6 protein-coding genes are annotated in these 13,363 nt (G+C 66.7%); all 6 read right to left on the bottom strand.

The window, feature by feature from the left end:
* Positions 1-5 precede the first annotated feature (5 nt).
* From OE647_RS15115 to OE647_RS15090, 6 genes are read right to left on the bottom strand one after another with little or no spacing between them, the layout of a single operon-like run.
* Complete coding sequence (locus OE647_RS15115) at positions 6-2,945, bottom strand: tetratricopeptide repeat protein (RefSeq protein ID WP_263722590.1); 2,940 nt, start codon at positions 2,943-2,945, stop codon at positions 6-8.
* 9 nt (positions 2,946-2,954) lie between these two features.
* Positions 2,955-4,316: an alginate O-acetyltransferase AlgX-related protein gene (locus OE647_RS15110; RefSeq protein WP_263722589.1), complete on the bottom strand. Its 1,362-nt coding sequence runs from the start codon at positions 4,314-4,316 to the stop codon at positions 2,955-2,957.
* Between the two features lie 9 nt (positions 4,317-4,325).
* A complete protein-coding gene (locus tag OE647_RS15105) occupies positions 4,326-7,460 on the bottom strand; it encodes a tetratricopeptide repeat protein (protein WP_263722588.1) in 3,135 nt (1,044 codons plus the stop codon).
* On the bottom strand, positions 7,453-8,541 hold the full coding sequence (locus OE647_RS15100; protein ID WP_263722587.1) for an alginate lyase family protein: 1,089 nt from the start codon (positions 8,539-8,541) through the stop codon (positions 7,453-7,455). The genes OE647_RS15105 and OE647_RS15100 overlap by 8 nt, the downstream gene beginning before the upstream one ends.
* On the bottom strand, positions 8,538-12,251 hold the full coding sequence (locus OE647_RS15095; protein ID WP_263722586.1) for a right-handed parallel beta-helix repeat-containing protein: 3,714 nt from the start codon (positions 12,249-12,251) through the stop codon (positions 8,538-8,540). The genes OE647_RS15100 and OE647_RS15095 overlap by 4 nt, the downstream gene beginning before the upstream one ends.
* 2 nt (positions 12,252-12,253) lie before the next feature.
* Positions 12,254-13,357, bottom strand: a complete 1,104-nt coding sequence (locus OE647_RS15090) for a PilZ domain-containing protein (protein ID WP_263722585.1) — start codon at positions 13,355-13,357, stop codon at positions 12,254-12,256.
* Between the last annotated feature and the right edge of the window lie 6 nt (positions 13,358-13,363).

The raw sequence follows: 13,363 nt of genomic DNA, 5'->3' as shown, positions 1-13,363 counted from the left end.
TCATCTCACTCTTGCTTCACTTGCGTTGCGTCGGCCTTCATGGCGTAACCCTTGGAGCCGGACAAGCGGAACCAGCGCTGCGCTTCGGCCTCGTCCTGCGGCACGCCAAGGCCCAGAAGATAGGCCAGCCCCAGGCGGTGCATCGCCTCAAGGCTTCCAGCAGCGGCGCCGGTTTCCAGCCACTTCACAGCGATATCCGGGCGCTGATCGACCACGAAACCGACGGAGTAGACATTGGCCAGATCCAGGATCGCCTTGGTGTCGCCCATGCTCGCCGCGCGCTCCAGAAGCGAAAGGCCCTCATCGACGTTTTCGGGCCGGCCCAGTCCGCGCAGATACCAGTGGCCCATCTCGCGGAAGGCTTCGGGGATGCCCGCCGCCGCTGCCCGTTCCATCGACGACCATGCGGCGGCGTAATCGGGGGAGCCGCCCACGCCCTGAAGGTAGGCCCGGCCAATATGGATATAGGCCGACACCTCGCCCGCAGCCGCGGCCTGATTCAAAAGCTCCATCGCCTTTTCGAAGTTCAGCGGAACCCCGTTGCCCTCCATGTAAAGTTGGGCAAGTTCGATGTAGCCGCGGATCGAGCCAAGCTCCATCGAGCGTTCCAGCAACTCGATCCCGCGACCGACCAGCGTCTGGTTCGGCGATCCCTTGAGAAGCGCGCTGCCAAGCTGCGCGACCTCGTCCGGCGTCGGACGGAAGGTCTCGATGGCGCGATTGGCCATGTCGAGCGCTTCCTGATCGCGGCCCGGTCCGCCCACCCCGGAGGCAAGCGAGGTGACGACCGCGGAACTCAGGCTCATCGAGCAGACGCCCCGCTTGATCACGTTGTCGAGCACTTCGCGCGCGGCATCGGGTTCCGGCTGGCCGGAGATCAGCCCCTTGAACGCCCATTCGGCCTTCAGAACCTGCGCGGTGTCGAGCCCGGCGACGATGGCATAGTCGAGCCAGCCGAGCGCCTCGGGCAGGTTGCCGGTCGAACGGAAGTACTCCGCAAGCTCGCGCATTGCGTCAGAACTCCCGCGCGAGGAGGCCTGGCGAAGAAGCTCGACGCCGGCGTCGATGTTCTCCATTCCGTCGTCGCCCGGGCGGATATGATATTTGCCCAGGCGCGTCGTGGCCTTGACGTAGCCCATCTCATGCGACTGGGTCAGCAGCTGCTGAACCCGGACCGGGTCCCACTCATGGGCGGTGTTGGTCCGGAAGGCCTCGGCCAGCAGATAAAGACCGACCTCCTGGTTCGGACCCGGACGGATCGCGAGCGCCTCCCAGCGGGCCGCCAGTTCCGCGTTCTTCTCGACGCCCTCGCCGCGCGCAAAGATCTCGCTCAGCCGGATCATCGCCTCGCGGCTGTTGTTCGCGGCGGCGCGAAACAGCAGTTGCAGCGTGCGCTGCTGATCCTCTGCGTTCAGTTCCTTGACGGTGCGGTTCGAGAGCACGATCAGGCTGTCCACATCACCCACGGCAGCCGCACGACCGAGCCAAAGGTCGGCCATCGCCGCGTTGGCCTCGACGCCGATGCCGCAGCGATACATGTCCACGATCACCGAATAGGACGACAGGTCGCCCCGCTCCGCCGCCTGGCGGAAGATCTGCAGCGCGCGTTCGGGATTACGCTCCACGCCATTGCCGTTGAGATAGGCGCTCGCCATCTCGCGCAGCGCCGAGCGGTTGCCAAGGCGCATCGCCTGGTTGAACAGGTTGAAAGCGCGCGCGGGGTCAAGGGCGGTGCCTTCGCCGCTGATCAGGGCACGCGCCAGGTTCATGATCACCGACACGCGGGTCGGGTCGGCGGCATAGGCGCGCTCGGTCCAGAAATAGGCCTGTTCCGGGTCCGCCTGGGACACCGCAAGCGCGGAAAGCTCGCCACGGTAAAGGCTGGCAAGATGCACCATCGCGCTGACGTTGCCGCCCTGGGCGGCTTCGGTCAGCCAGCGCGTCGCCTCCTGCGCGTTCGGCTCCACGCCGTCGCCGGTCGCATAGATCATCCCGATATTGGCCTTGGCGTCCATGGAGCCAAGCTCGGCCGCGCGGCGCCACCACTGGATGGCGAGCTGCACGTTCGGCTCGACGCCGATCCCGCCGTAGTAGCGCCGGGCGATGGCGGCCATCGCACGGGCATTCCCGGTGGAAGCCGCGGCCTCGTACCAGGCGGCGGCGGCCTGCTCGTTCGCCGCGACCAGGTCGCCTTCCTCGTAAAGCCTCGCGACCGTCACCAGCGCCGAGCAGCGGCCCTGGTTCACATCGCTGAGCAGCGTGATCAGGCCTAGCTTCGCCAGGTTCAGCGCCGCTTCCTGAGCGCCGTCCGAGATCAGGTTGTCGGCATAAAGCCGCGCCAGGGAGAAGGCGCTTTCGGCATCCCCTTCCGAACCGGCGATGCGGTAGTATATCGCCGCCTGCTCGAAATCCTGCGGGACGCCGCGGCCGATCTCGTAAAGCGCGCCAAGTTCGCGCGCCGCGCCGGTCACGCGGGCATTCGCCGCCTCCGTCAGCATCTGCGCGGCCAGGCGATCCATCTCGGGCGAGCCCTGCGTATCGAGGATCATCACCGCCGCGAGGTATTTGGCGCGGCTCTGGATCGGCGAGGGGCGCTCGGCCAGGTAGCGGAAGAGGCGCGTCGCGAGTTCTGCGTTTGCGGGAACGGTGGCGCCACCCTTGGAATAAAGGATCCCGACTTCAAGCAGCTGATCGGGGGAAATCGAAAGCTGTTCGCCCTGCCAGGCCCCAAGGTTGTAGGGATCGCTGCTCAGCGTCACGGTCCCCGCGCAGCTTTCGGAATAGTCGGAAAGCTGCGGGAACAGGGGAAGATCGACCGCCCCCCGCTCCTGCGCGGCAGCCATCCCGGTGGTCGCGACGGCGAAGGCAAGGACAAGGCAGGTGCCGCGCGACAACCGCGCGCGCAGTCCCGATGTGATCAATTCAAGGCGTCCGGCGTGGTGCATGTCTGCCTCCTATTTGCGGCAAAGTTCGACGCGCGTGGACGCCGGGGTTTCGCTCAGCTGTTCGAGCGTGATGCCCACCACGGGCGAGGTCGTCTCTTGCGAGAGCGAGATGTAGTAGATCCCGCTGTTGTCGAAGCGGCCGCTGCGCTCGACCGGGATCCACTCGGAATCGCCGTCCTGATAGGCGACGGAGACGACGAAGTTGTTCATCGCCGGGTTCGAGGTCGAGACCTGGACATAGTGATCGCGGCCGGTGACATTCTGGGCCGAGGGCACGTCAAGCTGGGTGATCCCCCCCGCGCTGCCCGAGGCATTCTCGACACGCGCGATGCTGTTGTTCTGGCAGTTCGCGGCGGTTGCGGTGATCAGCTGGCGCAGGTCGTTGCGGGCGTAGTTCAGATCGAAGGCGGCCTGAAGCTCCCAGATCAGGACTTTCGGCGGTCGGGCGTGGAACTCGGGCGAGGACAGGTAGGCCTCGATCGAGTTGAACTCGCGCAGGCTGGCCGAGGCGTGGTTCGCCACCGGCAGCCCAAGCGACTGCGACAGGAAGCCCGCGAAGTTCAGGCGTTCGTCGGCAGAGAAGCTGCCGCCGACAAGAACCACCGCGCCTTCGGTGTTGCCGAAGCCGACGCCCGTGGCCATCGGCTTGGTGACATATTCCGAATACCGTTCCGGCGGCAGGTTCTGGGTGCAGTGCTGCTGGGCGGCCTGTGCGATCACGCCCTTGAACTGGTTTTCCCCGATCACGCTGGTCTGGAAACCGCTCGCCATCAGGCCGGTCAGCGCGCCGTTCTGGCGCAGTTCCTCCGCGACCTGGGCCGCGGTGAAGCGCGCGCCCTCGGGCCGCCAGTGGACGTCGCGCTTGAAGTAGAACAGCGGCGCCTGGCCCGGATCGACGCGCAGCGCATCCATCAGGTTGGGCACGACCGCGCCGGATTTGCGCAGATCCTGGATATAGCTGTCGAACATCCAGCCGCCTTCGGAGATCGACAGGATCGGGCTGCGGTCCTGGTTGAAATCGACGAAGTTCTGCGCGATCAGGCCACGCGGCGGGATCGGTAGCAGCACAAGCTCCGTCCCGCGCGCCTTCAGCTCGCTCGTCAGGTCGCGGATCAGGTTGTTCACCTCGTCCGAGATGAAGAAGCCCCAGTTGAGGTCGGGATCGGTGCGGAAGAAATATCCGCTTTGGCCTTGGGTCAACGTGCCGAGCGGGTCCGTCGGGCTGGGCCGCGCGAACTCAAGGTTCTGGCAAGGATAGGGCCCTTCGAGCTGCTGGGCCGCGGCAGGGGACAGCGCCAGCCCGCCAAGGATCGCGCCGCACATCAGCGCCGCGCGGGCGATCGTACCGGATTTTGGCATTCGTGCTTTCATTGCTCTCTCCTACTCCGTGCCGCCTTGGTCTTCGCTCGTTGGCTCCGACTCGGCGGGCGCTTCGCCTGCCGCCGCATCGGCGTCAGGGTCGGTGTCTGCTTGGTCCGTGGGGGCCGTGTCCGATCCGGCCTCGGCTTCAGCCGCCGCCGCTTCTGCGGCCGCGGTCTCCGCCGCCACCAGATCGCTTTTCCATATCTTCGCTTCCTTGACCCCGCCCTCGGCCGCGTAGTCGACCATTTCGCGCAGGTCCGGGGTCAGCTCGCCGGTCTCCTTGAAAAGCGCGCTGGCAAGCTCGTAGGTGGCCTGGTAGTGCCCGCTCTTGGCGGCCCGCTCCAACCACACCCGCGCGTAGGAGGGGTTGGGCGCAAGCTCGAACCCCTCGCCGTAAAGCACCCAGAGGTCGCGCATCGCACCCGCGTCGCCCTGACGGGCAGCCCGCTCAAGGAAGGCCACGCCCCGGTCCAGGTCACGCGTGGTTCCGACGCCGGCGATGTAAAGGCGCGCGGCCTCTCGCATCCCGATGGTGGACCCTGCGTCCGCCGCGCTGAGGTAAAGCTCGAAGGCGCGTTCTGAATCGAGCGGGGTGCCGTAGCCCATGGCGTGAAGCTGTGCCAGTTCCAGCATGGCGGTCACGTTGCCCGCGCGCGCAGCACGGTCGTACCAGGCGACCGAGACCTCCGGCGTCGATTTCACGCCGACGCCGCGCAGATAGGACCGGGCCGTCCGCACCATGGCAGAGATGTTTCCAAGGTTCGCCGCCCGTTCGTAATACTGAAGAGCCAGGGATTTATCCTTCTCGAACCCGAGGCCGAGTTCATAAGCCCGGCCAATGGCGATCGCGGCGGTCGCGCTGTTGGGGTTGCTTTCCAGCGCCTTCTGCATCCAGCCGAGCGCAGTGTCGGTGTCGCGCTCGGTTCCCAGCCCCTCGTTATAGGCCTCGCCGACGTAGACCATCCCGGACACACTGCCCGCCTCGGCGGCGGCCAGGGCCCAGCGGAAGGCTTCCGCGTCGTCCTTGGGAACCCGCTTGCCCTCGGAGAAAAGCGTCGAGAGATACATCATGGAGGACGGGTCGCCCAGTTCCGCGGCGCGCCGGTAGTAGCGCAGGCCCTTCTCCAGGTCCGGGCGGCCGAAGGTTCCGTTCACGAAGCTGGCGCCAAGCTGGCGCAGGGTGCGCACGTCCAGCTGGCCCAGTTGTTCGGCCTTGGCCAGCCAGCGCAGCGATTCCTGTTCGTCCTGCTGCACGCCGAGACCGGCGGAATAGGCGCGGGCAAGCTCCAGCGTGGCGCGCACGCTGCCCAGATCCGCCGCGCGCCGGTAGGTCTGGACGGCAAGCTCCAGTTGCGCGGTCGCGATGTAATGTTCCGCAAGGTCGATCATCGCTGAGACCCGGCCACCATCGGCGGCCTCATTCAGGAACGCGATCGCGCGGGCGACCTCCTCGGGGTCCTTGGTTTCAAGCAGGATGAGGTTGCCGATCAGGTGCTTGGCCGACAGGCTGCCGGCTGCGGCCGCGCGCACCAGGTAACGGCCGGCACGGTCGCGCAGGATCGCCGCCTCGGCCGGATCGACGGCCAGCGCGCGGTCCAGCAGCATCTGCGCCAGACGGGTCTGCGCGGTCGAACTGCCCTGGTCGGCGGCATCTTCCAGCAGCGTCTCGCCCCGCTCCTGATCGAAAAGCGGCTTGCTGTCATCCATGTAAAGAAGCGCGAGGCGCGTCAGGCCCGACAGGCTGCCGCGATCGACGGCCCTTTGCAGATAGGCTTCGGCCTGGTGCAGGCTGTCTTCGCTAAAGGGCGGCGACATGAGGATGTCGGCCATCTCGACCAGCGCGCTGACCGAACCGGCGGCCAGGGCGCGCTCGATCCACTGCCGCGCCTCCGCCGGATCGGTGTCGCGCAGCCGACGGCCGTGTTCCAGCATGCCCGTCGGGTCATTCGCAAGGGCTGCGCGCTCGAACCACATCGCCGCACGATCGTCATCGTACCACGGCGCGCCCGAGGACTGGTAGATGCGCCCCAGCGACGCGGCGGTGCGCCCGTCGCCCGTCCAGGATTTCTCCGCCGCGCGGAAAGCGGTCTGCATTTCGCGCGGGTCATAGGCGGGGAAGCCGGTCTGCGCGTCCACCGCGCGCATCCAGATGACGACGGCGCGCAGCTCGTTCAGTTGCAGGGCCCGGCGCAGCCAAAGCACCGCTTCCTCGTCCGCGACGTCCCTCACCTGGTCTTCGGTGCGCATCCGGACCAGCGACAGCGCCGCCGAAAGGCTGCCAAGCTCCGCCGCGCGGCGGTAGTGCTCGACCGGGGTGCGGGAGTCGTTGGGAAACTCCCCCCGCAGGATGTCGCCCATCAGCTCGAATTCCCGCGCGCGCCAGCACGGCTCGATCTTGAGGAGCCATTGGCGAGCCTTTTCCAGGTCCTGCTCGACAAGCACGCCCCGGGCATAGGCGGAGGCCACAGAGGTGGCCGCGAAGGCGTTGCCCTTGCTGTAGTCGGTCTCGTAGGTGGCCAGGATGCGCCGGGTCAGATCCTCGGCCGTCTCGCTCAGGTGCGGGGCGATTTCGGGCCGGTCCAGCAGTTCCAGGACGAACAGCGTCATCGCGGTGCTGTTGGGGCGGGCGGCGCCCTGAAGCAGAAGTTCGAGCCGCGCGAGGCTTTGTTCCGGGGTCGTGGAGATGTCTGAATTCGCAAGCTCCCGCGCCAGTTCGATCAGCGCGGGCTCATAGCCCATGGCCGCCGCCATGCGGCGCAACTCGTTCTGGCGGTCTTCCGTGTAAAGGCCGGTGTCGCGCCCGATCTCCGACAGCAGGAAAAGCGCCTGCGGCACATGGTTTCCCGCGATTTGCGCCGCCTTCTCCAGCGCGGCGATCGCAAGTTCGGGTTCTGGTGCGCGCAGCGGCCCAGCCTTGGGAAGGCCGTCCATCGCCAACTGGGCGACATCCATCAGAAGCGAGGGATCGGGGATCGCGGTCAACGAACGCAGATCGGTGGTCGCACCTGCGACCTCACCCGCCGCCGCCCGGGCGAAGGCGGCCTCGACGCGTGGATCATGGGCCTGGCAGACAGGCTGGGTTTCCTGCGCGAAGGCCGGGAGCGCCGCGGCAAGCCAGACGGCGCCGATCGTGAAGCCAAGCGCCCTACGCATTGCCGCCCCCCCAGAAGCAGCTCGCGTTGCCGCCGCTGAATTCGTCGATCATCGGGAACGCCGCCGCCGGGAGGGTGCCAATCAGCCGCTCGATCCGGGTCTTGAGGAAGGGGTCGATGACCAGGTGGTCCGCCAGCGCCAGGAATGCCATGTAGTGGCGCCCGTGCGGCCGGGTCTGCAGGAAGCTCATGTCCTGATTGGCGTAGTCCTCGGACGGGCCGGGGATATAGTTCTCCGCCGCGTATTTGGTGACGATGATCGGGGCGTCGATCCCGTCGAGGAAGAAGCTCATCGCGGTTTCGTAGCCGCGGCGGATGCCATCGTCGGCCAACACGTCGCGCCCGCTGTTTTCCAGCGTCGCGATGATGAAGCCGAGGCTCGAAAGCGACTGGCGCGTGTACCAGAGCGCCCGCGCCCCCCGGCGCGTTTCCAGCGGCCAGCTGCCGTCCTCGCGCAGCTGCCCCGTCAGCGCGAGGCGCAGCCGCGCCTCAGCCTTGTCGAGAAGCCCCGCGTCCTCAGTCAGCGCCCCCCAGGCCACCAGCACGGAATCCGCCAGATAGCGGTGGTTGTTCTGATCGACATCGCCGCCGAATTCGGTTCCCGCGATCTCCACCAGGCTGCCAAGCCAGCGGTCGAGGATCGTCTGCGATGCCGCCGGCAGGTCGGCCCGGATGATGCTGTAGCTGACGATGGTGGGCAGCAGCGTCCGCTTGAGCGCATAGACCGCGTCATGGACCCGCTCGGTGCCAACCAGCGCCTCGGCGTTGGCCCAGGTCAGCAGCAGCGCCTCAAGCCGGTCGCGGGCGGCGCCGTCGCCGCCCAGCGCATGACCGCCAAGCACCATGACCGCCCAGGCGAAATCCTGCGTCGCCTGGTCAGAGCCGTATTCCTCTGTCGCGTTGAGGGCATAGACGGGTTCAAGCTGCGCATCGGCCGGAATGTCGCCGCCCGCACAGTAACGCGCGAAATCGTTGGTGTCGGCGATCGCCGCGCGCAGGTCCATGTTCAGGACCTGTTGCGCCATGGCCGCGCCCGGCAGTGCCAGGCAAAGCCCAAGGACAAGGGGTCGCAGCGTCTTCATTGGCCGACGGCCTCCTCTGCCTGCGCGGGCTCCGCCGGGGCTTGGGGTTCGGCCGCGGGCGCCTCGTCATGCAGGCCCTGCTCGGTCGTGACCTCGCCATCGGGCGCTTCGCTGTTGTCATCCAGCAGCGCCTCGATCTGGGGCTCCATTTCGGCGGTCGGGATGCCGCGCGGACGCACTTCATCGGGAACGCAGCGCCCGGTATCGTTCAGCGCCTCCAGGATATTCTGGCCCTCGCCGCTCAGGTAGCCTTCCTCAAGGAAGCTGCAATGCACCCGCGGCACGGGCTGGGCGCATTGGTGGGCGATGCCCGCCGTCTTACCCTGCAAGGTCGCGGAGACGATCCCCCCGCCCAGCGACATCAGGTCCCCCGCAAACAGGCGCGGGGACTGGTCGCCCATGTGGTTGCTGCCGATCACCGCGCTGTTGACGCCCTGGAATTTCAGCCCGGCGCGGTTGTTGCTGAGCGTGTTGTCGAAGAGCTCGACCGCGGAGAAGCTGAAGTAGGGGTCAAGCTCGAAGTCGCGGGTCTTGTGCGCGCCCTCGGGGTCGAGCCAGCCTGAATAGACATCGATGCCAGCGGCGCCATGGCCTTCGATCTGGTTGCCGAAGACGCTCAGGTTCCAGCTGTTGCGCAACTTGATCCCGTCGCGCTTGTTGTCGAACAGGTAGTTGCCGACAATGAAGTTGCAGGAGCTTTCGAAGAACGAGATGCCGTCCTGTTCGTTGTCGAAGGCGGTGTTGGCGTAAAGCAGGTTCTGGATGCTGTCGCGATCCAGCATGTAGCCGGAGCCGTGGTTTTCGAACGAGACGTTGCCGACCATGTTGCTGTTGTCGACCTCGCGCGAGACGATCAGCCCGTGCTTCTTGTGGGTCCCGTAGGCGGTGTTGAACGACATGCTCAGGCGCTGCGCCCGGTCGTGCGGGTCAAGCCCGTAGACGATGTTGTCGACCAGCTCATTGCCCACGATCGCGACATCCACCGCCTCATAGGCGTAATAGGCATAGAAGTTGTTGCGGAAGGAGTTGCTGACGATCCGCCCATAGGGGCTGTCTTCCCACATCGGGCGGTTCTTGGTGAAGGTCGCGGGGCCCGCCGACATGGCAAGCCCGTAGGACTTGCCGCCCAGATAGCCCAGCCCGAAGACGGTGCTGTTCACGACATCGACATTGCCGCCGGTCCAGATCGTCAGGAACGGGCGGAACTTCTTCTTCACCTCGTAGGTGCGGTAGGCGCGCTGGTTGTATTCTTCCCGCCAGGTTTCGAAGACCGTATCGGCGATGCGGATCTGACCGGCGACCGTGATGAAGGCGCCGCGATCGTCCGACATGCGGAAGTTCGCCACATCCGCGCCCGAGATCACCAGCGTCGCCTCGGGCATCACCAGAAGCGGCAGCCGCAGGGTATAGATCCGCCCGTCGCGCTTGATTGCCTCCTCGTCGTAGCCCAGGGCGCGCAGCCGGCGGTAGAGGGAGGGGATGTCGAAGACGCCGCTTTCGACCATGATGAACTGAAGGCTGTTGCGGCCCTGCTTGTGGCGCAGAAGCGTCTGGCCCGGGATGTCCGCGATGAACTTCTCGGTGAAGTAGCTCGCCCGCATGAGCGACACGGAGGCGCGGCCGGGGTTGATCGGCTCCACGTCGTGCATGACCTCTTCCGCGGTGGTCCAGATGTTCTGGGGCGGGGGCGGCATACGCGGCGTGAGCGGCTCGGCCTGGATCGAGAAGAGCTTGGCGGTCCCGTAGCTCGGCCCGGGGGTCACGCTCTCCGCTTCGAATTCAAAGCTTTCGGGCTGCGGCGCGGAGGCTTTCAGAAGGTCGAGCGTGTCGAGCCGCAGCGCCTGTTCTTCGGCGATCTTGCGCATGAAGGTCACGCGGGTCTTGTCCTCGACGATCTGGCGCGCGAATTCTTCCGCGCGGGCGATGTCATGGTCACGGGCAAATCCCAGCGCGATATTTCCCAAGAGCTTGTCGCGCTGCTTGACCTCGCTCAACGCCTCCAGATAGCCGAGCGCCCGGTCGGGCGCCTTCTGCGCGACGACCGCGCCCATGTTGGCGATGGCCTCGGCGCGCAGCGCAGGATCGGCGACGGCCGTCGCGATCGCCTCGGCCAGGTCGAAAAGCCCCGCCTCGGCCGCGGTTTTAGCGACCTTGCGGCGGGCGGCGTCCGCCTGTTCCTGCGGCAGGGCCGCAAGGCTTTCGGCCAGCAGGGCGAAACGCGCCTCGCCCTGCGGGGCGTCGTCGTTTCGGACCAGCCACTTGGCGTATTTCGCCACGGCCTCAGCCGCGAGCACCGGGTCGGTGATCGCCTCGATCTGCGCCTCGACACCGGAGACGTCGCCGCGTTCGATCATCGCCTCGACCACGTCGTAACGCGCCTCGTTGGCGGCGCCCTCGTCGGTGATCTGGCCCAGCGCTTCCAGCGTGGCGGTATGGTCGCCATCGCGGGCGCGTGCGAGAGCGGTCGAGGCCAGAATGCCGGATTGCGCCGCGTCGGGCAGGGGGACCGTCGGCGTCAGGACCGGGTCCGCCGGCTGGTCGGCCTCGATCCGGGCCGCGATCAGACGCCCCTTGATTTCCACCACGCTTTCGGAAGCGTCCGACAGCGGCTTCAAGAGATCCTCGGCACGGTCGAGATTGCCGAAGTCGATATGGGCCTTGGCCACCTGGCCGATGTCGCTTTCGTCGCCGCCCGGTCCGGTGGCACGGGCCAGCGCGCGGGCCAGCGCATCGTCAGCCTGCTTGCCATAGCCCTGTTTCGACTGCGCCCGCGCCAGGTTGACCCAGGCGCGTGTCGCTTCACCCGCATCGGGGTTAAGCAGCGCCGCCAGGCGTGCGGCGCTAAGCTGCTTGGCGTCGATCGCCGCCTTGGTGACGACGGTCAGCATGTCGCCCTGTTCGGAATAGTCGTCATCGGTCAGCGCAAGCTCGATCGCATAGTCGAACTCGCCCAGCACGAGCAGTTGCAGAACCCCGTTTTCCGGCGTTCCCGCCTCGCCGACGCTGTCGCTCAGCAGCTTGCGGACCTCGGGCGCAAGCGCTTCATCGGCGCTGCGGGCCTGAACGACCAGACGGGCCAGCTGATGGCGACCACCGGGCGCGATCATGTTCGTCAGCTGGAAGGCCGCGAATTCCACGTCGCCGATCTTCAGCGCCGTCTCGCCGGCCGCCTTGAACAAAAGGCTCTGGACCTCCGACGTCTCAAGCGCCTCGGCGGCCTGCGTGGCGCGGCGCAGAAGCGTACGGACGTTGTCGGGCCGATCCAGCCGCAGCTCGGTCTGGGCGATCTGCCAGTAACCCCAGCCGGTATCCGCCGGGTCGGCCATGTCGCGCGCGGCTTCGCGGGCTTTCTTCAGCATGCCTTCGCGCCCGTCGCCAAGCCCGCCCAGCGCCGCTTCCAGCGCCTTTTGCAGCATCGCGTAACGCAGGTTTCTGATCCGGCTCGGCGGGATCGCGGCCGCGTCCTTTCCCGACAGCAGCGCCGAGACAGCCCGCGAATAAGCGAGGTAGGCCGAATGCGGATCGCTCGCGGCCTCGGCCTCAAGCTGCCACCCCTCGGGTGTGCGCTCGATCGTATCCGAGGCGAGGTAGTCCAGAATGCTGAACTCCCCCGACCCGGTCTGGGCGGCCCCGGCCTGGGGCAGGGCAACCGCGGTGCACAGAAGCACCGAGGAGGCCGACAGGAGGTTATGCCAGCGACGCGGAGCCATCGTTACCCCGCAAAGAAGCTGCGGATGCGCCCCACGATGGTGCTGCGGCCAGCATCCATGATGACGGTCGCGGGACGGCCGGCGAGCTCGGACGGAATCTCCTCCGAAGGCGCAAGCTCCAGCACCAGCATTTCGCGCGCGGCGTCGAAGATCGAGGCGCCCATCACGAGCGAGAACTGGCCCTCATAGCCGAGGATCTGCGCGATGAGGTAGTCGGGCTTGTTCTCGAACAGCCAGGGCGCGTTCGACTTCGACACATAGAGGCGGACGAAGGTCTTCGAGTCCGGGTGCAGAAGCCGCAGGACGACATCGCCGACCTCGACGAATTCGCGGACCGTATGGGCGATCGAGACGATGGTACAGTCGCAGGGGCTGTCCACGAAGATCTCTTCCCCGCTCGGACGGCGCACCCCGAGCAACGGGTTTCCGGTCGGGATCACGTCGCCTTCGTTTCCGGCGATGAAGGTGATCACGCCCGCAGCCGGCGCGCGCGCGGTCGGCGTGTCGGTCGTGACCTCGGCCGTGGCGAGGGTCCGGATATAGGCGTTGCGATAGAAGGCGTTGGAGGTCAGCATGAACGAGAAGGTCAGCACCACCGCGAGGATGATCCAGCTGATCGGCTGGCGCATGGCCTGAACGAAGCGCTGCGTCCGGGTCAGGTCCTCGGCCAGGCGCGCCGCGGATTTGCGCGGACGGGCGGAGTTGTCGCGCTGGACAAGGTGCAGCATGTCCCCGGCCGCGACCGCCTCGCCGGTGATATAGGCGCTGGAAACGTAGCGCAGCAGCGCCTGCGAGCGGCTCGACAGTTCCGAGAATTCAAGTCCGATGCGATGAACGTCCCGGCCCTCGTAGGTCATCTCGCGGACGTGGCGCACCTCGGCGTCGAACTCGACGCTCATCATGAAGCCGTCGAAGTTGAAGCCCATCTCGCCCGAGATGCGTTGCCCGACCTTGAAGTTGCCCTGCGTGGCGTTCAGCCCCAAGCCATTGACCGACCAGTCGTAGCATTCGACCTCGGCGCCCTTGATTTCGACCAGCGCGGGTACGCGGACACGAACATACTGTCGTTGAACCTCGGCCTCATGGACAATTGCATCATCTGCCATTTTGTA

It is taken from the genome of Albidovulum sediminicola (assembly GCF_025751575.1).
GTDB lineage: Bacteria > Pseudomonadota > Alphaproteobacteria > Rhodobacterales > Rhodobacteraceae > Albidovulum > Albidovulum sediminicola.
This window is presented reverse-complemented; position numbering and strand designations above follow the sequence as displayed.